The sequence below is a fragment of the Nocardiopsis rhodophaea genome (genome assembly GCF_039530945.1).
In the GTDB taxonomy this organism is placed as follows: domain Bacteria; phylum Actinomycetota; class Actinomycetes; order Streptosporangiales; family Streptosporangiaceae; genus Nocardiopsis_C; species Nocardiopsis_C rhodophaea.
In genome coordinates, this window is sequence record NZ_BAAAPC010000002.1 from 351759 (window position 1) to 374122 (window position 22364).

The window sequence follows — 22364 nt, forward strand, 5'->3', positions numbered from 1 at the left end:
GTAGGGAAGTGGGGCGTCAACGGTGATATTTCTGCTACTTCTGATCATCGCGGGGCTGATCGCCCTGGTGATCTACCTGTGGCGACCGCGGCGCCCTTCGTCTCCTGGCACGAGCTCCCCAACCTCCTCTCACCAGGCGGCCGCGCCCCGCGACCCGTTCGCCGACGTCACCGACACCCAGGGCGACCCGCGCACCCTCAAGGCGGGCGACATGGTGGACTTCGGCGGCGACCGCACCTGGATCCGCGGCTCGCTGCGGCTGTCCGAAGGCGGCTTCACCTGGAGCGAGCACTTCTTGGAAGTCCAGGAGGGCAAGCGCTGGCTGACGGTGCAGGAGGACCCCGACCTCGAACTTGCCCTGTGGACCGGGCGTCCCGAACTCGACCTCATCCCCAACGCGAAGACGATCGAGGTCGACGGCATCAGCTACCGGCTGTCCGAGCGCGGTTCGGCGTCCTACCGCTCCGAGGGCACCACCGGACTGTCGTCGCACGGCGCCATGGACTACGCCGACTATGAGGGTCCCAACGGTCATCTCCTCGCCTTTGAGCGTTTTGACCACGGGCACTGGGAGGTCAGCACCGGTGTCACGGTGACACCCGGGAGTTTCACCATCTACCCGGGCGGGTGAGGGCGGCCGTGCACACACTCGTGAGCGCGCCGTTCGTCGACACCCGGGCCGCCGATCTCGCCTGGTCGCTGGAGCACCCGCTGGTCGAGGCACTGGCGGTCCGCACTGTTCCCACCCCGTATGGATACGTCGAGCTCCGGGTGCTCGGCGCCTCGCACCAGGTGCGGGTCACCGCGTCGGGGGGCGACGCGGGAGCGGTCGATGAGGATGGCAGCGGTGAGCTGCTGGAGACCGTGGCGTGCCTACCCGACCATGCGGGCGCGCTGCCGGAGCGCACCACCGCCGCCGGGCCGGGTGCGGCGCACTACACCTTCGACTCCGTGGTCGAGTCCTTCGCGGGCGCGGAACGAGAGTTCGCGGCCCGGGTCACGCGGCTGCGCGACGCGGCCGCGTCGCGTCAGGACGCGCTGATCGGTACGTTCCCCGGCAGCCCCCTCGCTGTCACCGCGCTGGCCCTGCTCGCCCCCGGCGGTCCCGGTGAGGCGGCCCTGACCTGGCGTACCTGGCACGCCTACCCCCAAAGCGCCGAGCTGGTGACGACCACGACGTCGGTGGTCTTCGCCTCGGCCGACTTCCCCCGGACCTAGGACGAAGCGATGGATGAGCACCTGGACGAAGATCAGCGCAAGATCATCACGATCGTGGTGGTCATCGCCATCATTGTGCTGTTCGTACTGGTGGTGGCCAGCTGTGACGACGATGACGACTACGACGGCTACTACGGCGACAGCGGAAGCAGCAGCAGTAGCGGTGGCGGCGGATTCTGGTTCTTCGGCGGCAGCAGCGGCGGCGGCAGCAAGTACGGCTCCGGCAGCGACTACCGGGGCGGTGGCCCCGGCTGGGGCAAGTAGTCTCCCCTGCGGCCGTGCACCGGCTGCACGCACCACACAGGTCACCCGTGGCGTGGTCCCGGTTTCCCACGACGTAACCCTGCACGCAACCCCCAACAGGAAGAAGACAAAGTAACGATGGACATCCTGTACAACGCGGGCGCGGCCCTCGCCTACGGTGTCGTCGGCATGCTGGTCATGGTCGTCGGCTACCTCATCGTGGATGTGCTGACGCCGGGTCGGCTGCACAAGCTGATCTGGGAGGACGGCAACCGCAACGCCACGCTGATGGTGTCGGCCAACACGCTGGGCGTGGCGATCGTCGTGGTCTCGGCGATCTTCGCCAGCGAGTTCGGACTCGCCTCCGGCCTCATCACCACCGCCGTCTACGGCGGTGTCGGCCTCATCCTCATGGCCGCCGCGTTCCTCATCATCGACCTGCTCACGCCCGCCAAGATCGGCGACATCCTGAACCAGTCCGAGCTGCACCCGGCGACCTGGGTGAACGCGTCCGCTCACATTGCTGTCGCCCTCGTCGTCGCCGCGGCTATCTCCTGACGCGTCGCCCGGCCGCGCCCGTCGGCAGTCCGCTGACAGTCGGCATTCCGTCCGCGGTGTGCCCGCCCCCTTTTTCCACGCGACAGCCGTGCGCGCCTGACGCCCCGGACCCGCAGGGTCCGGGGCTGTGCGCGCCCTTCCCCAGAAAGAGGAATCCAGCGTCGATGACTCCCACCGATCGGACAGCGCCGTGAGCGGGTCGGACGCCGACGACGCTCGGCACCCGCAGCCCGGTCCCGGGACGCAGGAGTCCGCTCCCGCGGACACCGCCGTCGCCGTCCCCACGGACACGCCACCCGGCGACGGGTCGGGCGCGGCCCCCGAGGCCGCCGACGGTCCCGCGCCGGGCCCGGCGCGCGCCAAACTCCCGGTCCCGCCCCGCCTGGCGCGGTTCCTGGTGCTGTTCGCGGTGTTCGTCTGCGCCGCCTGCGGCCTCGTCTACGAGCTCGCACTGGTCGCCCTCGGCAGCTACCTGCTCGGCAACACCATCACCCAGGCCTCGATCGTGCTCTCGGTGATGGTGTTCGCGATGGGGGTCGGCTCCCTGGCCTCCAAACGGCTACAGGCCCGCTCGGCGCTCTCGTTCGCGCTGATCGAAGGCCTGCTGTCGCTGATCGGCGGCTTGTCGGTGCTGCTGCTCTACGCGTCCTTCGCCTGGTTCAGCCTGTACGGTCCCGCACTGATCCTCATCGCGTTCGTCATCGGCGCCCTCATCGGTGCGGAGATCCCGCTGCTGATGACGCTGATCCAGAAGATCCGCGAGGAGGACGCCGCGACGGCGGTCGCCGATCTCTTCGCCGCCGACTACGTGGGCGGGCTCATCGGCGGACTCGCCTTCCCGTTCCTTCTGCTGCCACTGCTCGGCCTGCCCAAGGGCGCGCTGACGGTCGGCGCTCTCAACGCCGTCGTGGGCGTCGCCATCGTGCTGTGGCTGTTCCGCTCCGAGCTGACCCGCGGCGGGCGGCTGCTTCTGGCTGCCGGGCTGGCGCTGGTCGTGGTGGTACTGGCGGTGGCCTTCGTCGGCTCGGACCGCTTCGAGACGAACGCGCGCGGGGCGCTCTACCGCGACCCGATCGTCCACGCCGAGCGCACCGACTACCAGGAAATCGTCGTCACCGAGTCGTTCGACGGCACGGACACCCGCCTCTTCCTCAACGGTGACCTGCAGTTCTCCTCGCTCGACGAGTACCGGTACCACGAGTCGCTGGTCCACCCCGCGATGACCGGCAGGCGCGGCGAAGTGCTGCTGCTCGGCGGCGGCGACGGCCTGGCCCTGCGCGAGGTCCTGCGCTACGACGACGTCCGCCGCGTCACCCTGGTCGACCTGGACCCGGCCGTCGTGGAGCTGTCCCGTACCGACCCCACCATCCGCGACCTCAACGACGACGCGTTCGCCGACCCCCGCGTCGAGGTGGTCCACGAGGACGCCTTCAACTGGCTGCGCGACAACGGGCACAAGTACGACGCCGTCATCGTCGACATGCCCGACGGTGAGGACGTCGCCACCTCCAAGCTGTACACCGTGGAGTTCTACTCGCTGATGCGGCACGCGATGGCCGACGGCGCGCTGGCCAGCGTGCAGGCCGGATCCCCCTTCTTCGCCGCCGACGCCTACTGGAGCGTGGGCTCGGCCCTCACGGAGGCCGGGCTGGCGACCACGCCCTACAACGTCGACGTGCCGAGCTTCGGGAACTGGGGCTTCTATATGGCCGCCGACGACGACACGGCGCCCGAGCTGGAGCTTCCCGAGGACCATCCCGAGTTGCGCTTCCTGGACGCCGCGATGCTGGACGCCGCCCAGGTTTTCCCCAAGGACCGCCGCCCCGACGGCGCGAAGGCCTCCAGCCTGCTCCACCCCTACATCATCGGCTACCACGAGGAGGGGTGGGAGGGCTACTAAAGGGCGTCCAGCGGCGCGCGGGCAGCACGGGCGGACACCGGGCCGCGCACTCGAAACCCCACCTAGCCGCGGTTTCACCCGGTTCTAACCTCCGGCGGAGAATATTGGAGTGATGGAGCTGAGCGGGGTGCGCACCCCCGCTCCCGAGCCACTCGTCCGGAGGACCATATGAGCGCAAACGACCCCCACGGCGGCGTCCCGACCGGCGAGGGCCACGACGACCGTGACCAGCGCGATGTCCGCGACGAAGGCGGCGACGGCACCGAGACGCCTCCGGCGCCCAACGCGGGCGGCGACCCGAACGCGCACGACGCGCCGCGCGCCGACGACGCCACCGGCACGGCGGGCGCCGGCGAAGCGGCCGCCGCCGGGGACCCCCGGGGCGCCGACACCACCGACACCTCCGCTCCCGCGGCGGGCAGCACCCCGCCCGACGGCGCCTGGCGGTCGGCAGTGGCGAACCACCCGCCGCGCGCGCAGGGCATGCCCGGGGAGGGCTACGCCACGGGCACCGGGACCTTCTGGCACTTCAGCCAGCACCCCCCGCAGCAGCCCCCGGAGTCCGCGCCGGGCGCGGACGCACCGGCGGGACAGCAGGCGCAGCAGACCCCGCCATCAGCGCCGTGGACGCCCGGCGCCTCGACCACGCAGACGTTCGGTGCCGTCCCCGGCGGCCCGACCGGCCCGGGGGGCCACGGCGTCCCCGGCGGTCAGGGTGGGCCGGACGGCCCCAGCGGACCGCAGCCCGCGCCCGGCGGGTACGGCGGCGGCGCGGGTCACGGGGCCCCGCCCGAGGGGGTGTTCGGGATGCCGCCCGCGGAACCAGGCCCGCAGCAGCAGGGGCGGCCGTGGGGACGCAGGAAGCTGCTCGGAGCGGTCGCCGCGACCGCGGTCGTGACCAGCCTGATCGTGGGGCCCGCCGCCGCGGTCGCCACCACCTACTTCCTGGACCGCTCCGACGGCCCGTCCACGAGTTCGCTGACCAACGGACAGGCGAGCTCGGTGTCCACCGGCAGCGTCAGCAAGGTCGCGGAGAAGGTGCTGCCGAGCGTGGTGTCCATCCAGGCCGGCCGGTATGGCGGCAGTGGCGTGATCATCAGCTCCGACGGGGAGATCCTGACCAACAACCACGTGGTGTCCGAGGCCCGCGGAGACACGGTCCTGGTGCAGTTCAACGACGGCAGCGAGGCCGAGGCGAAGATCCTCGGCACCGACCCGGTGTCCGACCTCGCGGTCGTCAAGGCGAAGGGGAAGTCCGGTCTGACCCCGGCGACCCTCGGAGACTCCAGCAAGATCCAGGTCGGTGCGGACGTCGTCGCCATCGGCTCCCCGCTGGGGCTGTCCGGAACGGTGACCTCCGGCGTGGTCAGCGCGCTCGACCGCCCGGTGAACACCGGCCGTGTCGCACCGAATCAGCCGGAGCCGGAGGACCCGCTGTCCCCGTTCGGGTTCGGTGAACCCAACCCCGGCGGAGCGCAGCCCCAGACCTCCACCGTCATCAACGCGATCCAGACCGACGCCCCGATCAACCCGGGGAACTCCGGTGGGCCGCTGATGAACATGAACGGCGAGGTCATCGGGATCAACACGGCCATCGCGAGCCTCGGCCAGTCCGGTGACTCGGGTTCGGTCGGCCTGGGGTTCGCCATCCCGATCAACCAGGCCAAGCCCATCGCCGAGCAGCTCATCAAGCAGGGCAGCGCCAGCTACGCGGCGATCGACGCCACGATCACCCGCACGCGGGACGGCAACGGCGTGGCCATCGTCGATACCGCCAAGAACGGCGCCGCCGCCGAGGCCGGCCTGAAGCGGGGCGACATCATCACCTCGGTCAACGACAAGCAGGTCGACAGCCCGGACGCGCTGATCGCCGAGATCCGCTCTCAGCAGCCCGGCGACAAGGTCAAGATCGGCTACGAGCGCGACGGGAAGGACGCCGAGGTGGAGCTGACGCTGTCCGCCCAGAGCGCGAACGGAACCGGTAGCTAGGCCTCCGGGCCGCCAAGCGGCCTCCGGTGCATGCCGTGGGGGACATGCGCCGGAGGCTGATCTTTTTGTGTGCGCGGGGTGCACCGCGGTCCCGATGAGCCCGCCAACGGGTCGGACCGGGAAACCGTCCCCGCGCCGATACGCGTTAGAGGAAGAGGGAGTGCCGCTCGGCGGCCCTCCCGCCATCCCGCCGGCGGCATTCCGCCGGGCGGTGGCCACTCGCGGTCGCGGCGGCCGTCGGCGTGTTCCTTCCCCATACGCGGACGGCCGCCCGCGCACGGCCGTCGTCACCGCGGAGGATCGCACCTCATGGGGGGCGGGGCGGGGTGCAATCGCACCCCGCGGCAGTCCCCCCGACACGGCCGCCGACGCGCGCGGCCGACTCCTGCCAGGGTCTCCGCCCGCAACACACCGGTAGGGCGCTCCGTAGAGCGGCCCCTCCTCGCGTATCGTTCGCGGAACCAGGTGGTACTGAGCCGACTTCTCCGCGTCATCGCACGGATGACAGCGGGCCACCGAAGACGATCAGAATCGTGGCGCGCGCCCCATCCCCCACGTGCACACACCAGGAGATCCGATCATGGCCGTCACCGACTCCTCGACCGGACACCGCGCAAGGACAGGGAGCGTTCCGCGGCAGCGCACCGGAACCGGCTCCGCGCGTCCGCGCGTTCTGATCGGGACCGACACCTACCCGCCCGACGTCAACGGCGCCGCCTTCTTCACCTCTCGGCTCGCTCACGGCCTGGCCGAACGCGGTACCGACGTGCACGTCCTCTGCCCGTCGCCGGACGGCCCGCCGCGGGTGATCGAGCGCGGCGGCGTGGTGGAGCACCGGCTGCGCTCGATGTCGTCGCTGGTGCACGAATCCGTCCGGCTCTCGCTTCCGTTCGGCGTCCCGGGCCATATCGACCGGCTGCTTCAGCGTCTCCGGCCCGATGTCATCCACATCCAGAACCACTTCATCCTGGGCCGCCTATTGATCAGCGCGGGTCGTCGCCACGGCATCCCCGTCGTGGCCACTAACCACTTCATGCCAGAGAACCTGTTCAACTACATGTACGTTCCGGCGGGCCTGCGCAACGCCATCGGTACCTTCGCCTGGCGCGACTTCGCCCGCGTGCTGGCCGACGTCGAGCACGTCACCACGCCGACCCGGACGGCCGCCCAGCTCCTGCTCGACCAGGGCTACCGGCGCCCCGTCGAGGCGGTCTCCTGCGGCATCGACCTGCTGCGCTTCCACCCCTTCGGGGAGAAGCCGAGCGGCTCACGGGACCGGCGCCACTGGACGTCCAAGCGCGACCTCCGCGCCCACCTGGGCGTCCCCGACCGGCCCACCTACCTGTTCGTCGGTCGGCTGGACGAGGAGAAGCACATCGAGGACCTCATCGGCGCGCTCCCGCACGTCACCGTCGAGGACGCGCAGCTGGTCCTGGTGGGGACCGGGGCGCAGCGCCAGCGGCTGGAGAAGCTCGCCGAGACCGAGGGCATCGCCGACCGGGTGCATTTCCTCGGCTTCGTCGACGATGAGGACCTCCCGCTGGCCTACCGCGCGGCGGACGTCTTCGCCATCGCGAGCGTGGCGGAGCTGCAGAGCATCGCGACGCTGGAGGCGATGGCGAGCGGGCTCCCGGTCGTCGCCGCCGACGCGATGGCGCTGCCGCAGCTCGTCGACGTCGGCCACAACGGCTACTTGTACGAGCCGGGAAGCCGCTCCGACCTGGCCAAGTACCTGAGTGAGATCCTGGCCGCCGACGACGAGCGCGACCGTATGGGGCGCGCGAGCCGGGAGATGGCGGCCCGCCACGACCACCAGCGGTCGCTGGACCGGTTCGAGGCGATCTACGCCGAGGTCGCGCGCGCTGTCCCGACAAGGCGGGTGCGGTCGCGGTAGTTCCGGTCCCGGCCGGGCGGCCTCCGCCGCCCCCAGCTGTGGGCGCGGGGCCCGCCGCTGGCTACCGCGAGACGGGTTCCTCGGCGTCCTCGCCCGCCTCGTCCGACGTCGGCGGCTCCGCGCCGAGCGTTGCTGACGGCGCGGACGCGGCGGCCCGGACGCCGGTCGCGGGAGGGCCGGTGTTCACCGCCGCCGCGCCGGTCGCGCGGCCCCGGGCATGGGTGGCGCGGGCGAGCGTGATGACGCCGATCGCGCAGACCAGGGCCCCGGCCACCGCGACGGTCGCGGCCACCGGGTCGGCGGGCAGCCGCTCTCCGAAGAAGACCACGCCCAGGATGGCGGCGGACATCGGGTCGCTGATCATCAGCGTGGCGTAGGCGAGCGTGAAGTGCCCGGTCCGGTAGGAGTTCTGCACGATCATGCCGCCGCTCAACCCGATGACCACGGCGAGGACGGTGAGCGGGCGCAGCGCCGAGGCCGGGTCGTCGAGCATGCCCACACCGACGAAGCGCGCGAGCGCGGAGGTGACGGCGAACCCGATGCCCCCCGCGAGGGCGAACGTCCAGGCCCGCGTGCTCGCGCCGCCGAAACGCGCCACAAGCACGCACAGCAGCATCCCGCCGACGCACACCAGCGGCATGAGCACGATCTCCCGGCTGGTGAGAATGGGGTCTCCAGCGTGCAAGGGCAGCGCCGTGAGCAGCGCGATCAGCCCTACGGTCACCGCGCCGCTACCGAGGACCTGCGCCACGGACAGCCGCCGCTTGCCGAAGAACGCGGCGAGCACCACAGCGAACAGCAGGCCGGTGGTCTGGATCGGCTGGATGAGGATGAGGGGGGCGTGGACCAGGGCCAACATGTGGCCGCCGATACCGATTCCGGTAAGGGCCAAGCCGAGCATCCAGCGGCGGCTGCGCATGAGATGGCGGAACAGGTGGACCTGGCTGATGCCGAAGGGAGCGCTCACCGCGGCCCGTTCCTGTAGAGCCGCACCCGCCGCGACAGCCAGCGCTCCCACGACGGCGATGATCACTGCCCACGTCATGTACGGACCTGCCCCTTCCCCTCACGACCGGCCCGCGTCGGCATGAGCTGCCACGCCTGTGCCCAGTTCCCGTCTTGCCTAACGGCGCGCTCTGGCGATCCGGTTCTCCCCAACACAGCGATTCGGCCACTGTAGAGAGCCGGGTGTGGGGGGAGGCCATGGACCGAAGACACTCCTGCGAAGGGGTGCAGGCACGACGTGCCCCGGACGGCCTGCGCCCTTCGGCCCCTGGTATGGTCGACGACCACCCGCCGAGCATCAGCCCGGACCCGTCCGGACGCGGATGAGAGCGACGATACGGGGCAGATCGAGACTACCCGGTCGTGAGCACGAACCAGCGCCGTCGGTTACGCGCCCGGCCCCTCAGCTGCCCGAGCAGGCGGCACGGTGAAACCGATCACAGCACCGCCGCCCTCCCGGTTGTAGGCGATGACCTGGCCTCCGTGCGCGGTGGCGATGTCCTGGGTCATGGACAGGCCGAGGCCGGATCCGGACATCCCTCGCGCCGATGTCGCGCGGTAGAAGCGTTCGAAGATATGACCCAGCTCCTCCGGGTCGACCCCTGGCCCCCGGTCGCGTACTTCGATACGGCCGTCCCGGATCACGATCTCGATCGGCCCGGCGTTCTCGGTGTCGAACTTGGCGGCGTTCTCCACCGGGTTGGACAGGGCGCGCTCCAACGCCTGGGGGCGGCCGAAGACCACGGTGTCGTCGGCGTCCACGACGATCTCCCGGCCGGTGCGGCGCCGTGCCCGCTCGGCCACGTTCTCGGCGATCTCGCGCAGCCCCACCTCGCGCGGCCGTTCGTCCTCCCGCGTGTCCGTGGCCAGCTCCACCAGCTCGTTCACCAGGTCGGTCAGCTCACGCGTCTCGCCCTGGAGATCGTCGATCAGGCGCTGCTGCGCGTCGGGGGAAAGGCGATCGAAACGCCGCATCACGGCCACGTTGGTGCGCAGGCTTGTCAGAGGAGTGCGCAGCTCGTGCGAGGCGTTCTGCACCAGGCGGTGCTGCTCCTCCTTGGCCCCGGCGAGGCGCGAGATCATCCCGTCGAACGCCCGGCTGAGCCGCCCGACCTCGTCCTTGCCGGTGGCCCCGCCTTCCCGCGCCTCCAAGTCGAGGCGGCCGGTAGAGCTGATGTACTCGGCCGCTTCGGTCAGCCGCACCAGGCGCCCGGTCACGCGCTCGGCCACATACCACCCGGCCAGTCCGGCGCTGATGAGCACGATGAACCCGACGCCGGCGATCTGCGCGGCCAGGGTCCCCAGCAGCCGTTCGATGGGGGAGAGCCGCTGGCCGATCTGGATGGCGCCGTTGCCGCCCCCGAGGGAGACCGTGGCGATCCGGTACTCCTCGCCGTTGTTGGTGTCCGTGCGCGTCCGCGCCACGCCGGGCTCGTCCATCGCGGCCACCGTCCGGTCGGAGGCCCGGACCGGCAGGATCTCGACCTTGCTGTCGCCCCCCACCGGGACGGAGATGCGGCCGCTAGGAGCCACCACCTGGAAGGTGAAGGAGTCGGAGTGCAGGAAGTTCAGCGAGTCGCCGGTGTCGGGGCGCGGCCCCACTGTCGGGTTGCGCAGGTCATTGGTGAGGCTCTCGACGGTGGCCTGGAACTCGTCCTGGGCGTCGGAACGGATCATTGTGGCCGCCGTGCTGTAGGCCAGCGACCCGATGAGCGCGATGACGACCGCTGCGACCAGCGCGAACGACACGGCGAAGCGGGTGCCCAGCCGCCAGTCGGTCAGCGGAGGGAGACGCCAGGCGAACCTTTTCCGGCTCCCCGCGTGCTTGTCGGCGGCCGTCCCCTCTGTCCGGTGTCTCTCGGTGTCCTTCACCATCACGGTGTCCGCGGACGCAGCGTGTACCCGACGCCGCGCACCGTCTGGATCAGCTGGGGAGCGCCCTCAGGCTCCAGCTTGCGGCGCAGGTAGCTGATGTAGACCGCGAGGTTCTTCGACTCCGGTCCGAAGTCGTAGCCCCAGATGCGGTCGTAGATCGTCGAGTGGTCGAGCACGATGCCCGAGTTGCGGGCCAGCAGCTCCAACAGGTCGAACTCGGTCTTGGACAGCTCCACCTCGCGGTCGCCGCGCCAGACCCGCCGCGCGCCCGGGTCCAGCCGCAGATCGCCCACCTGGATCGGCGGTTCGGCCCCCTCGGCGTCGGAGGAGGGACCGACGCGGCGCAGCAGCGCGCGCAGCCGGGCCAGCAGCTCGTCGAGATCGAACGGCTTGGGCAGGTAGTCGTCGGCCCCGGCGTCTAACCCCGCCACCCGGTCGGGTGTCTCGACCCGGGCGGTGAGCATCAGGATGGGCGTGCGGTCCCCCTCGGCACGCAACACCCGGCAGACCCCGAGCCCGTCGACCCCCGGCATCATCACGTCCAGCACGAGGAGGTCCACCGGCTGGGCGTGTACGGACGCCAGGGCCTCCACCCCGTCGCTCGCCGTCTGCACCTGGTACCCCTCAAGTTCCAGGGCGCGTTCCAGGGACTCACGAATGGCGCGGTCGTCATCAGCGATAAGCACGGTGCTGGAGGGCGTCATGTCTCCATGCTTCCGCATCCGGGTGAGACAACGGTAAGAGGACACGACGAATCACGTATGACCCGCGCCCGCCCGGCGCGCGGTCTGTGCGGCGTCCCCCTCCTTGCCCCCGGATCGGCGCCTCGCGACGATCCCCGCCAGCGCCCGGAAGGTTCGCTTCCGTGAACGCGGAGGCCCCGGCGGATCCCTCCGCCGGGGACGGACATGGGGGGTGGTCAGTCCAAGAGGCTGATGCTTGAGCCGTCGTGCTTTCCGCCGGAGCATACGAAGCCCGTGGGACTGCCTTCCCGGTCGGGAAGGACGACTCCGCCGCCGGCGACGCACTTGTCGGCGGAGACGGACTGCTGGGCGGTGGCAGGGGCCACGGCCGAGACGGACAGGGCGGCGACGGCCGCGGCGATCAGCACGGCGATGGGACGCGACGGCATGCTTCTCCGATCTCACGGGGGGATTGCATCACTACGGTGCGTGTCCTCAGATGCAGCGCGGGAAACGTCGCGTGCCGACCTGGCCACCAGCTTTCCCCTGGTCGGACGTGGAGGCCGCCCGACCAGAGCCTGCGGGGCGGTGGGCTGTCCACGGCGGCATGTTCGGTCGGCGCACGTTCGGCGTTCCCGACGTCCCCGAGCCCGATGCCCATTGACTCGGGTGACTCCGCTGCTGTCGGAGTCAGGCCCCGTGGCGTGGTCCCGGAGCCTGGTGCCACGGCCCCGACAGCACGCCGACGGCCACCAGCCACGCCGCCACCGCGCCGATCTGGACGCGCTGGGCGATACCCAGGCCGTCGACCGGCTGGCCGCCGCCGATGGCGAGGAGGACGAGGACGGCGGCCATCGCCGCCAGCTGCGTGGCGAAGAGCGCCCACACGGGTCCCGCCGCTCGGCTGCCGCGTTGGTGGAGCGCCAGCGCCCCGGCCCCCACCAGGCCGGCGGTGCCCGAGACCGAGCTGGAGTAGGAGTGGGCGGTGTGGGCGGCCGACAGCTCGCCGGCGCGCTCCTTGGCCGCGCACACCGCGTCGGCCGACACCATGCAGTCCATCGTCAGAATGGTGTCGGCGAAGGTCGCGCCACCGAAGAGCAGGAGGCCCAGCCAGAGCACCCGGGACCAGCGTCCGCGGCTCCCCCAGGCCAGTCCGGCCAGCGCGCACACGATCGCCAGCACGCCGGACACCCGGTCCGTGGCCCGGAACAGGGCGCCGAACGGGGCGTCGGCCGCGGACAGCTCGCTGACGAAGCTCAAGCCAGGATCGATCCCCGTGGGCAGGACGAACTCCACCAGCCACGCGCTGTAGCTGACAGCGGTGGCGATGGCGGCGATCCTGCCCACGCGTGCCGCCGCCCGGCCGACCGGGGCGGCCGAGGTCGTTTCCGCCGGTCGGCCGGGCGGGTCTGCGGAGCTCACCGGGCCCCCGGCCGCACCAGCGGGAACGGCAGGGTCTCGCGGATGGTCAGGCCGGTGATCATCATGATCAGCCGGTCCACGCCGATGCCCAGACCGCCCGTGGGCGGCATGGCGTACTCCAGCGCCCGCAGGAAGTCCTCGTCCAGCTCCATCGCCTCGGGATCGCCCGCGGCGGCGGCCAGCGACTGGGCGGTCAGCCGCTTGCGCTGCTCCACCGGGTCGATCAGCTCGGAGTAGGCCGTGCCCAGCTCGGTCCCGAACGCGACCAGGTCCCACTTCTCGGCCAGCCGCGCGTCGTCGCGGTGCTGGCGGGTCAGCGGGGACACCTCGGTGGGGAAGTCCAGGTAGAACGTGGGTTGTTCCGTCTTCTCCTCCACCAGGTGTTCGTACATCTCCAGCACGATCTCGCCCCGGTTCCACCCCTCCTGCAGCGGAACGCCGTGCCGCTCGGCCAGCGCCATCAGCTCCTCGACCGGGGTATCGGCGGTGACCTCGGTCCCGGTGGCCTCCGAGATCGCGGTGTTGATCGGGATCGCCGGCCAGTCGCCGCTGATGTCGATCTCGCTCATCGACCCGTCGCTGTTGCGGCGGCGCAGCACCGGCGCGCCGTTGGCCGCGATCGCCGCCTTCTGGATCATGTCCTGCGTGAGCAGGCGCATGTCGTTGTAGTCGGCGTAGGCCTGGTAGGCCTCCAGCATGGTGAATTCCGGGTTGTGCTTGAAGGAGACGCCCTCGTTGCGGAACGTCCGGCCCAGCTCGAAGACCTTCTCCACGCCGCCCACACACAGGCGCTTGAGGAACAGCTCCGGCGCGATGCGCAGGTAGAGGTCCATGTCGTAGGCGTTGATGTGGGTGGTGAACGGGCGGGCGTTCGCGCCGCCGTGCACCGGCTGCAGGATCGGCGTCTCGACCTCCATGAACCCGCGTCCGACCAGCGACTCGCGCAGGCTGTAGATCGCGGCGGTACGCGCGCGCAGCGTCGCGCGCGCGTCGGCGTTGACGGCGAGGTCGAGGTAGCGCTGGCGGACCCGCGCCTCGGGGTCGGCCAGGCCACGGCGCTTGTCCGGCAGCGGCCGCAGGCACTTGGCGGTGAGCCGCCATTCGGTGACGGCGACCGACGGCTCGCCGCGGCGGCTGGTGGCCACCGTGCCGCGCACGCCGACGTGGTCGCCGAGGTCGGTGTCGTGGCGCCAGCGCTGCATGCCCTCCTTGCCGGTGGTCGCCTCGGTCAGCATGATCTGGACCTCGCCGCTCCAGTCGCCGACCGTGGCGAAGCAGACGCCGCCGTGGTCGCGGATCAGCGTCACCCGGCCGGTGATGGACACCTCCGTGCCGCTGTCGGTGTCGGGGGCCAGCCCCTCGGCCAGGGATCGGGCCGCCGCGCACGTGTGCGTGCGGCCGAAGCCCACCGGGTAGGGGTTGCGTCCGTCGCCGCGGATGGCGTCGATCTTGTCCAGCCGGACCCGCATCTGCTCGGGCAGGCCGGAGCGCTCGACGGCCACGGGGTCGCGGTCGTCGAACTCCGCGGCGGTCTCGTCGCCCGCCACGAGGGCCGCGGCGACCTCGCGCTCCTGCGCCGGGACCGAGCGGGGGGCGGCGATGGACGGCCGCTGCGCCGACCGGCGGAAGAGGGTCGGCAGCCGCGGCGCGGTGACGAACCCCTCGGCGATGGCCGAGGCCAGGCCGACCTTGGCCAGGTCGCGCGCCTCGCCGAAGCACAGGAAGCGCGGGTTCCACACCGGGCGGTACTTGACGTTGGAGCGGTACAGCGCTTCCAGCTGCCACCAGCGGGAGAAGAAGAGCAGGAGGCCGCGCCAGGCGCGCAGCACCGGCCCGGCGCCGATGCGCGCCCCTTCCTCGAAGGCGGCGCGGAACACCGCGAAGTTGAGCGAGACCCGCTTCACGCCCAGGCGCGGGGCGTGCTTCATCAGCCCGGCGACCATGAACTCCATGAGCCCGTTGTCGGCCTCGCGGTCGCGGCGCATCACGTCCAGGCTCAGCCCGGTGGTGCCCCAGGGCACGAAGGACAGCACAGCGGCCAGTCGCCCGTCCGGCCCGAGCGTCTCGACCAGCACGCAGCGCCCGTCGTCGGGGTCGCCAAGGCGGCCCAGCGCCATCGAGAAACCGCGCTCGGTTTCCGTGTCGCGCCAGGCGTCGACCCGGTCGATGATCTTCTCCATCTCATCGGCGGGGATCTCGGAGTGCCGGCGGACCCGGAGGGTGTACCCGGCGCGCTCCACGCGGTGGGCGGCCTGGCGGACCACGCGCATGGCGCGGCCCTCCAGGGTGAAGTCGCCGACGTTGAGTATGGCCTCGTCACCGAGCTGCAGGACACTCAGCCCCGCGCGGGCATAGGCCTTGGCGCCCTCCTCGCCCGCGCCCATGACAGCGGGGGTCCAGGCGTGTTCCTCGGCCTCGTTGAGCCAGGCGCGGATGGCCCCGCCCCACGCCTCGGGGTCGCCGATGGGGTCGCCACTGGCCAGGCTGACTCCGGCCACGACGCGGTAGGTGACGGCGGCCTTGCCGCTGGGGGAGAAACGGACCGTCTTGTCGTGGCGGGTGGCGAAGTAGCCCAGGGAGTCGCGCTCGCCGTGCGCGTCGAGGAGCGCGCGGATGCGCGCCTCGTCGGGCAAGGTGAGTTCGGCCTTGGCCCGCTGCGACTTGAACAGCACCAGCACCGCGAGGAGCAGGGCGATGGCGCCGAACAGGCCGAGGGTGAGGTTGACCCAGCCGGGTGCGTTCCCCTCGCGGCCGACGGTGAACTGCAGGGCGCCGCCCAGTACCTTCTCCACTGCCCACAGGAACCGGTTGGAGGTGGTGGCGATCGTTCCGGGGAACATCTCGACCAGACCCCAGCCGAGCAGGATGCCCACGCCCAAACCCGCTGCGAGCACGCCGATCGCCTTGAAGAAGGACCCCGGCTGCACCTTCGCCCGGAACGCGTCGCGCGCCGCCACCAGCAGGACGAGCAGCAGCGTCATGATGGCGGTGTTGGGGACGATGAACCAGTAGAGCCAGTCGACGTCGCTGTCGGTCATTCCGGTGAGCAGCAGGCCGACGAGCACGAGGTAGTCGAGGACCACGATCAGCGCCAGGTAGATGAGCGCGATGCGGTACGCGACCTTCTTGCGGGAGGCCAGCGCACCGGCCAGCAGGCCGAGGAACACCGCATAGGCGAGGTTGGGTGGCGCGGGCACGAGGATGACCTCGATGAACTCGGCGATCCCCTCGGTGCGTGTGCGTAGGGGGAGTGACAGCGCTCGCAGCGCGCACAGCACCGCGATCAGTGTCAGAACCGTCGCCAGAATGCCCGGGATCGCCGCTTTGACACGCTGCCAAGCGGATGGGCGCGCCTCGGTGTCAGCGCGTCCGGCAGGCTGTGTGCGGCCGGACTCGGCCGGGCTGGAAATGACGGTCAACGATTACCCCCAGTTATCGTTGAACTGCTGTTCGTAATGGAACTCCATTGGGTCCGCTGCGGACCTGTACTGCGTTGGTCGCACCGAGCACCAGGATCGCGCACGTGCGCCGGGGACGGCCTCATCCGTGTGGCTGAATTCGGTGGCCGAAAGTAGGCGCATCCAAAACCGCCATAATGGCGGGCGCGCGGTCGAGAGCGAACAACAGGGCACCCATGTATGGGTAAAAGGTGATCAGCGGGCGCGGCGCAGTGCCGGTCCGGGAGCCGCGCGCGGCGCTCGGGCCGACCTAGGCTGATGGTAGGGGCCGAAGGGCCCAAGGAGAGCGAGGCGGGTGAGATGAGCAACACGCCCGAGCTTCGACGGATGGTCGTCGGGGTGGACGGGTCCGACTCCAGCCGGTACGCGCTGGAGTGGTCGGCGAACCAGGCGGTGCAGCGCGGACTCGGCGTGCGGATCGTCACCGCGGTCTGGCCGCTCGTGGCGGAGGGGCCGTTCAGCGATGTCGTCCACGCGGGTGAATCCTCGTCCTCCTCCGCGCGGGAGCAGGACGCCCGCGCGCTGCTCGACTACGCGCGCGACTGGGTGCTGCGGATCTTCCCCGAACTCGACGTGGAGGAAAAACTGGCCGCCGCGCGCCCGGCCGAGGCCCTGCTGGAGGAGGCGGCCAAGCCCGAGACGGCCGCGGTGGTCATCGGATCGCGCGGACTGGGCGGTCTGGCCACGGCGTTCGTTGGGTCGGTCGGCGTGGAGCTGGCGGCGCGCTGCCCGGTGCCGCTGGTGGTGCTGCCGAAGAAACACGAGTCGGCGCATGGGGCCAGGGGCCGCATCATCGTCGGCGTCGACGGCTCCGAGCCGAGCCGCCGAGCCCTGGAGTTCGGCTTCCGGCAGGCCCACGCGGTCGGCGCCGAACTCGTCGCGGTGTGCGCGTGGCAGCCGATGGCCGCCTTCGCCTCGGCGATGGGACCGGTCCCGCCGGAGGCGTTCGACGACGGCGCGATAGAGGCCGCGGCGCGCCGCACCGCCGAGGAGGAACTGCGCGAACCCAGCGCCCAGTACCCGGACGTGATCGTCGACGTCCGCGCGGTCCGGGCCCACCCCGTCGTCGCCCTGCTGGAGGAGGCGACCCCGGCCGACCTCATCGTTGTGGGCTCGCGCGGCCGAGGCGGATTCACCGGCCTCCTCCTGGGCTCGGTCAGCCAGTCCATCCTCCACGGCGCCCACGGCCCCGTGGCCATCGTGCACTGAGGGCCCGACGCCCCCACCGCCCCGTGCTCGGCGCCGCTGCCCGCCTCAGCGCATGGGGCACGCCAGCACGGACAGGGCCGCGCGGCTAACCCGCGACCCCGCTCCGCGACTATCGCGCGAGCGCGGGAGGCGAACTGGAGATCCTTCGAGGGATTGTCGTGATCATTACGAGGTACGGCGGGTCACTGTGCGTTAGCAGCGGAGAGGAGCATGGGTGATCGTCCTCGGCCTGTCGTCCGGAACGTCGGTCGACGGCATCGACGTCGCCGTCGCCGACCTGCGGCTGGAGGCGGGGGAGGTGCTGTTGGCCCCCGTCGCGTACCGGGAGGTCCCCTACCCCGGGCGGCTGCGGGACGACATCCTCGCCGCGCTTCCGCCCGCGCCGACCACGCTGGACGCCGTCTGCCGCCTCGACGCCCGGATCGGACAGGCCTTCGCAGACGCTGCCGAGGCGGCGATCGGCGACCTGTGCCCGCGGCGGACCGCCGACCTCGTCGTCGCCCACGGGCAGACCGTGTACCACTGGGTGGAGGACGGGCAGGCGCGCGGAACGCTGCAGCTGGGGCAACCAGCCTGGATCGCCGAGGCCACCGGCCTGCCCGTCGTCTCCGACCCGCGTGCCCGCGATATCGCCGCCGGGGGGCAGGGCGCTCCGCTGACGAGCACGCTGGATGTGCTGTGGCTGTCGGGGCGGGACGCGCCGGCCGCCGCGCTCAACGTCGGCGGGATCGCCAACCTCACCGTCGTCGCGCCGGGGCGCCCACCGGTCGCGTTCGACACCGGACCGGGCAACGCCCTGCTCGACGCGGCCGTGCGGCGGGCCACCGCTGGGCGCGAGGCCATGGACGTCGACGGGCACCGGGCGCGGCGCGGGCGCGTCCATCCCGGCCTGCTCGGGCGGCTGCGTGCGGACCCCTACTACGCGCGGCCCGCCCCCAAGTCGACCGGCAAGGAACTCTTCCACTCCGGCTACCTGGACTCCGCGCTCGACGGGACCGACGTCAGCGAGGACGACCTGTGCGCCACGCTCGTCGCGCTCACAGCGGAGACGGTCGCCGAGGCCTGCCGCGCCCACGGGGTCACCGAGGTGATCGCGTCCGGCGGCGGGCTGCGCAACCCCGTGCTCGCCGAGGCGCTGCGCGCCGCGCTCGCCCCGGCCACCGTGGACACCTCGGCCGCGTTCGATATCGACCCCGACGCCAAGGAGGCCTGCCTCTTCGCCCTGCTCGGCTTCCTGACGTGGCACGGCATCCCCGCGACGATCCCCTCCTGCACCGGGGCGCGCCATTCCACCCTGGCCGGGCGGATCACTCCGAACATGGACCGACGTCCGCTACCGCGACGCCTACGCGTCGTGGGGCGATCGTGACCTCGTGGTCGGCAGGTAGGTTGACCTGGGCATACGTCCGTCATCTGGCGATTCGCGGAATTTCTGGATTTCCGAGTGTCTTCGGCTGGTATCGGCGATTATGAGGGTGTGCGGCGTCCAACTCCCCCCACAGTTCGCCAGACGACCGCGGACGACGACCTGGAAGAGCGCCACGACCAGCTGGTACGCACGCTCTACCAGGAGTTCCAGGTCCCCCTCCTGCGCAACGTCCGGCACCTGACCGGCGGTGACCAGCAATGGGCCGAGGATGTGGTCCAAGAAACCGTCGTGCGCGCCTGGCGCAACGCCTCCCGCCTCGAAATCGAGCCCCACAGCCTGTGGGCGTGGTTATTGACCGTGGCTCGACGCATCGTCATCGACAACCGCCGCCAGCGCGGCCACCGCCCCCAGGAGATCGTGGCCGACCGGATCGAGGCCGAACCGCCGGTTCCCGACGGGTCCGAACCCACGCTGTCGGCGATGGTCGTGCTGGAAGCACTCCGCGGGCTGGCGGCGCACCACCGCGATGTCCTGGCCCACGTGTACCTGCGTGACCGTTCCGTCAGCGAGACCGCGGAAACGCTGGGGATCCCCGCCGGAACGGTCAAGTCGAGGATGCACTACGGCCTGCGCCAGCTGCGCGAGTCCCTCAAGGAGCGTGACGAGAGGGAACAACCTGACTGAAGTACCTGGCTGGAGTGGCTAGCGAGGGAGCGGCGACGCGCGAGGCCGTCTCGGCCCCCGTCAGCCGTTCGGCGTCGAATCGAGGCGCAGGGCGAGGGTCGGGCACATCTGCACCGCCTTCGCCGCTGCCTCCTCCAGCTTCTCCGGGACGTCCATGGTCGGGCTCTCGGGGAAGCCGTTCCGATCGAGCTGGATCAGCTCGGGGACGAGCTGGGCGCACAGGCCGTGGCCGTCGCAGCGGGACCAGTCCAGGACCAGGCGGAGGCCCGAGTCGTCCTTGGGGAGGGGCAGCCGACCGGGTCGTGAGGCTCCACAGCCGCCGTCGTACTGGTGGGCGGCCACATCGTCGGGGAACGCCTCCAGCGCGGACAGCGCCATGCGGGCGGTGCCGTCCGGGTGCGAGCACGCGCCGCGGCGGTTGCCGACGGCCGCCGCCCGCTGTACCTCCTCGGGATCGCCCTCCCCGTCCACCAGGGCGTCGAACGCGCGGGCGAGTTCGGGCAGGCCGCGGAAGCACGGACCGCACTGCATGGCGCTCTCCTTGGCCATGTAGCGCAGCACCAGCGCGGTCTCCTCCAGCGGGCAGGCGTCACTTGTGAGAGGAACGACGACGCCGGCGCCCAGCACCGCGCCGACCGCCTCCATACCCGCTCGGGATACCACGGCCCGCTCTACGGCGTCGGGCCGCAGCCACATGCCGTGATATCCGCCCATGAGGACGCCCCGGCCGACCGGCGCGTGGCAGGCGACCAGCACGTCGGAGAGGGGGGTCCCGCTGGGGCACTCGACGACGCCCGGAGACCTGGCCGAGCCGCTGACGCTCAACAGCACCGTCCCGGGCTCGTTCGGCACGCCCACGGTGGAGTACTGGTCCGCGCCCAGCGCCGCGATGAGGCTGAGCTGCGCGTAGGTCTCGGCGTTGGACAGCATGGTGGGCAGCCCGTCGACGCCGCGGTCGCTGGCCCGGATCTTGCGGCCGGGCGGGATAGGGGTCTGGCCGTTGATCCCCCGGACCAGTGAGCCGCCCTCACCAGAGATGAACCGGTCGGGCATCCGCACCACCTGGACGGCGATGTCGGAGGCGCGTTCGTCGATGGCGGCGAGCAGGGACTTCTCACCGGCCTCGCCGCAGGCGATGCCGATGGTGATCTCGGGAGCGTTGAGCGCCCGCGCGGTCAGTTCGGCGCCGTCGAGGATGAGGTGGGGCGCCCGGGTGAGCAGCATCAGGTCCTTCGCGGAGGCGGGCTCACCCTCGGTCGCGTTCACGACCACCCGCACGGGTGAGGTGCGCCGCTGCGCCGAGCGCACGACCGCCTGCAGTTTGCGGGCGAACGGGAACCCCGCGCCTCCCTTTCCGCGCAGGTCGGCGAGGCCGGCCATGGTCATCAGGTCATCGACGTTCAGCCGCGGCATGTCGCCGTGCAGCGCCTGGTGGGTCAGGAAGTCGAGGCGCGAGCCGCGCCCACTGTCGAGTCCGAGCGTGAGGCGGGGCGTGCCCATGGCGTGGACCGGAGGGACCTGTCCCAGGGGAGCGGTCGTTGTCATGGCTCCTCTCTCTCGCTTCTCTCGCCGCGCGGGGAGGACCAGAACTCGGCGTCCTCGACCAGGGAGCCGGGGCGTTCGGGCTGGGCGCTGCCGCTTCGCGTGCCCGGCACGCCGCCGACACCCGAGCCACGCGTGGCCCCCAGGGCGCCCCTACCGGACGCGGCGTCGTCATCCCCGCTGAGTCCGCGACGGATCACGGTCGCCCTGTGCCTCGGACGGCCCCCGTCGCGGACCACGCTCGCGCGCCGTTCGGGCTCGCGGCGGCCGGTGTCGGGGCGCATGAGCATGCGCATGACCAGCGCGCCGCCCACCGCTGCCAGACACAGCGCATAGCCCACGGTGACGTAGCCGTCGGGGGACCGGCCGGCGGTCAGTCCGTGCACGATCGCCATCGGCCAGCACAGGTAGGCGGTGGTGTGTACGACGCGCCACGCCCACTGCCAGCGGGTCCCGGCGAAGCGCTTGCGCAGCAGGCTCGTGACGATGATGAGGATCATCAGGTTCGACGCGAAGACGCCGAAAAGGATCGAGATGTCCACCCCGATCGGGACGATCGCGTTGAAGAAGCCGACGCCGGTAAAGGTGACCTGAAGCGTGACGTGGGCGAACAGGAAGCCCACGGATGCCAGCGCGATCGCTCGGTGCAATGCCTGATAGACGAGCCGCATGCGGGGCGACGTCAGGATGCGGTCGGCGGCCATCACGCCGCTCACCACCAGGGCCGTCATCCCGACGAGGGCGAAAACCCCAGCGTAGGTCCACAGGAAATCCTGCAGAGTCCTGATGAATGCGACCTGCTGTGGGCCAACGACTGCAACAATGGTGTTGACCAGGAGTATTCCCGCCAGCAGCGAAACCTTCACCCAGGGGCGCCGCAATGGTGGGGAGACGGCGTCCCGGGGTCGTGTCCTCCCTGGTCGGTGCCGTTTCTTGGGTGCTGTCCGGGCATCATGGTCCGGCTTAAGCGTTGGGATCTGCTCGAACATGGCTGTCCTCCACCATCCAGGCGGATCGGATCTCCGCGGGGGGCCTGATTGGCCGAACGAGATCGGTGAACGAGAGATGCGCGCTTTGTCGACGGTAGCAGCAGATCTACCGTTCGGGGGACACGTTGGGGTGGATTCGGTAGTTGATCATCGTTGAGCGGGGATTGTCCGTTGATCACTCTGAGTTGCACACAATCTTTACAGTCCAAAAGAATCGCCTGATCACCGCCGTATTTAAGAACTTCCGTCACTTGAGTTGAACCGTTCACCGTCGAGGCCCGTATCTCTAGGCAATAACGGCGTCGTTGGCCAGCGACATCGAGAAT

The 22364-nt window shown here is 71.1% G+C and carries 18 protein-coding genes; 10 read left to right on the top strand and 8 right to left on the bottom strand.

The genetic code is table 11. The features are described 5' to 3' along the window. Nucleotides 1-22: 22 nt before the first annotated feature. The 7 genes from ABD259_RS03470 (at nucleotide 23) to ABD259_RS03500 (ending at nucleotide 7802) form a co-directional block, all read left to right on the top strand. Entirely contained in the window at nucleotides 23-631 is a 609-nt protein-coding gene (locus ABD259_RS03470) for a DUF4178 domain-containing protein (RefSeq protein ID WP_344099061.1), read from the top strand. Nucleotides 632-639: 8 nt separating this feature from the next. Next, the gene (locus ABD259_RS03475) at nucleotides 640-1218 is read left to right on the top strand and encodes a DUF2617 family protein (RefSeq protein ID WP_344099059.1); all 579 of its coding nucleotides are present in this window, start codon (nucleotides 640-642) and stop codon (nucleotides 1216-1218) included. Between the two features lie 9 nt (nucleotides 1219-1227). Next, entirely contained in the window at nucleotides 1228-1482 is a 255-nt protein-coding gene (locus ABD259_RS03480; protein WP_344099057.1) for a hypothetical protein, read from the top strand. A 117-nt stretch (nucleotides 1483-1599) separates the two neighbouring features. Next, complete coding sequence (locus tag ABD259_RS03485; RefSeq protein WP_344099055.1) at nucleotides 1600-2019, top strand: DUF350 domain-containing protein; 420 nt, start codon at nucleotides 1600-1602, stop codon at nucleotides 2017-2019. A gap of 190 nt (nucleotides 2020-2209) precedes the next feature. After that, complete coding sequence (locus ABD259_RS03490) at nucleotides 2210-3919, top strand: polyamine aminopropyltransferase (RefSeq protein ID WP_344160121.1); 1710 nt, start codon at nucleotides 2210-2212, stop codon at nucleotides 3917-3919. Between the two features lie 168 nt (nucleotides 3920-4087). Next, on the top strand, nucleotides 4088-5908 hold the full coding sequence (locus tag ABD259_RS03495; protein WP_344160124.1) for a S1C family serine protease: 1821 nt from the start codon (nucleotides 4088-4090) through the stop codon (nucleotides 5906-5908). A gap of 580 nt (nucleotides 5909-6488) precedes the next feature. Next, nucleotides 6489-7802 (top strand): glycosyltransferase, encoded by a 1314-nt coding sequence (locus tag ABD259_RS03500; RefSeq protein WP_344099049.1) that lies wholly within the window; start codon nucleotides 6489-6491, stop codon nucleotides 7800-7802. Between the two features lie 61 nt (nucleotides 7803-7863). Here ABD259_RS03500 and ABD259_RS03505 read toward each other — a convergent pair whose 3' ends face one another. From ABD259_RS03505 to lysX, 6 genes are all read right to left on the bottom strand, one after another. Further along, complete coding sequence (locus ABD259_RS03505; RefSeq protein WP_344099047.1) at nucleotides 7864-8847, bottom strand: DMT family transporter; 984 nt, start codon at nucleotides 8845-8847, stop codon at nucleotides 7864-7866. Between the two features lie 347 nt (nucleotides 8848-9194). Next, complete coding sequence (locus tag ABD259_RS03510; RefSeq protein ID WP_344099045.1) at nucleotides 9195-10682, bottom strand: sensor histidine kinase; 1488 nt, start codon at nucleotides 10680-10682, stop codon at nucleotides 9195-9197. Continuing rightward, nucleotides 10682-11386, bottom strand: a complete 705-nt coding sequence (locus ABD259_RS03515; protein WP_344160127.1) for a response regulator transcription factor — start codon at nucleotides 11384-11386, stop codon at nucleotides 10682-10684. The genes ABD259_RS03510 and ABD259_RS03515 overlap by 1 nt, the downstream gene beginning before the upstream one ends. A gap of 215 nt (nucleotides 11387-11601) precedes the next feature. Next, nucleotides 11602-11814: a hypothetical protein gene (locus ABD259_RS03520; protein WP_344099041.1), complete on the bottom strand. Its 213-nt coding sequence runs from the start codon at nucleotides 11812-11814 to the stop codon at nucleotides 11602-11604. A gap of 241 nt (nucleotides 11815-12055) precedes the next feature. Then, nucleotides 12056-12787: a DUF998 domain-containing protein gene (locus ABD259_RS03525; protein WP_344099039.1), complete on the bottom strand. Its 732-nt coding sequence runs from the start codon at nucleotides 12785-12787 to the stop codon at nucleotides 12056-12058. Continuing rightward, on the bottom strand, nucleotides 12784-16206 hold the full coding sequence (lysX, locus tag ABD259_RS03530; protein WP_344160130.1) for a bifunctional lysylphosphatidylglycerol synthetase/lysine--tRNA ligase LysX: 3423 nt from the start codon (nucleotides 16204-16206) through the stop codon (nucleotides 12784-12786). Before lysX ends, ABD259_RS03525 begins: the two co-directional genes overlap by 4 nt. Before the next feature lie 339 nt (nucleotides 16207-16545). Here lysX and ABD259_RS03535 point away from each other — a divergent pair, with 339 nt between their 5' ends. The 3 genes from ABD259_RS03535 to ABD259_RS03545 all read left to right on the top strand — a co-directional run bounded on the left by ABD259_RS03535 (nucleotide 16546) and on the right by ABD259_RS03545 (nucleotide 19507). Further along, nucleotides 16546-17454, top strand: a complete 909-nt coding sequence (locus ABD259_RS03535) for a universal stress protein (protein WP_344099035.1) — start codon at nucleotides 16546-16548, stop codon at nucleotides 17452-17454. Between the two features lie 214 nt (nucleotides 17455-17668). After that, the gene (locus ABD259_RS03540) at nucleotides 17669-18823 is read left to right on the top strand and encodes an anhydro-N-acetylmuramic acid kinase (protein ID WP_344160133.1); all 1155 of its coding nucleotides are present in this window, start codon (nucleotides 17669-17671) and stop codon (nucleotides 18821-18823) included. Nucleotides 18824-18931: 108 nt separating this feature from the next. Next, nucleotides 18932-19507, top strand: coding sequence for a sigma-70 family RNA polymerase sigma factor (locus ABD259_RS03545; protein WP_344099031.1), 576 nt, complete (start codon nucleotides 18932-18934; stop codon nucleotides 19505-19507). A 60-nt stretch (nucleotides 19508-19567) separates the two neighbouring features. Here ABD259_RS03545 and ABD259_RS03550 read toward each other — a convergent pair whose 3' ends face one another. Both ABD259_RS03550 and ABD259_RS03555 read right to left on the bottom strand, forming a co-directional pair. Further along, nucleotides 19568-21052 carry a ferredoxin gene (locus tag ABD259_RS03550; protein ID WP_344099029.1) on the bottom strand — a complete coding sequence of 495 codons (1485 nt, stop codon included), beginning with the start codon at nucleotides 21050-21052 and terminating at the stop codon, nucleotides 19568-19570. Continuing rightward, on the bottom strand, nucleotides 21049-21915 hold the full coding sequence (locus tag ABD259_RS03555; RefSeq protein WP_344160136.1) for a ferric reductase-like transmembrane domain-containing protein: 867 nt from the start codon (nucleotides 21913-21915) through the stop codon (nucleotides 21049-21051). Before ABD259_RS03555 ends, ABD259_RS03550 begins: the two co-directional genes overlap by 4 nt. Nucleotides 21916-22364: the final 449 nt, after the last annotated feature.

Coding starts and splice junctions, on each gene's coding strand:
- ABD259_RS03515 (WP_344160127.1), bottom strand. CDS start 11,386: ATGACGCCCTCCAGCACCGTGCTTATCGCTGATGACGACCGCGCCATT.
- ABD259_RS03495 (WP_344160124.1), top strand. CDS start 4,088: ATGAGCGCAAACGACCCCCACGGCGGCGTCCCGACCGGCGAGGGCCAC.
- ABD259_RS03535 (WP_344099035.1), top strand. CDS start 16,546: ATGAGCAACACGCCCGAGCTTCGACGGATGGTCGTCGGGGTGGACGGG.
- ABD259_RS03480 (WP_344099057.1), top strand. CDS start 1,228: ATGGATGAGCACCTGGACGAAGATCAGCGCAAGATCATCACGATCGTG.
- ABD259_RS03520 (WP_344099041.1), bottom strand. CDS start 11,814: ATGCCGTCGCGTCCCATCGCCGTGCTGATCGCCGCGGCCGTCGCCGCC.
- ABD259_RS03505 (WP_344099047.1), bottom strand. CDS start 8,847: ATGACGTGGGCAGTGATCATCGCCGTCGTGGGAGCGCTGGCTGTCGCG.
- ABD259_RS03510 (WP_344099045.1), bottom strand. CDS start 10,682: ATGGTGAAGGACACCGAGAGACACCGGACAGAGGGGACGGCCGCCGAC.
- ABD259_RS03485 (WP_344099055.1), top strand. CDS start 1,600: ATGGACATCCTGTACAACGCGGGCGCGGCCCTCGCCTACGGTGTCGTC.
- ABD259_RS03550 (WP_344099029.1), bottom strand. CDS start 21,052: ATGACAACGACCGCTCCCCTGGGACAGGTCCCTCCGGTCCACGCCATG.
- ABD259_RS03500 (WP_344099049.1), top strand. CDS start 6,489: ATGGCCGTCACCGACTCCTCGACCGGACACCGCGCAAGGACAGGGAGC.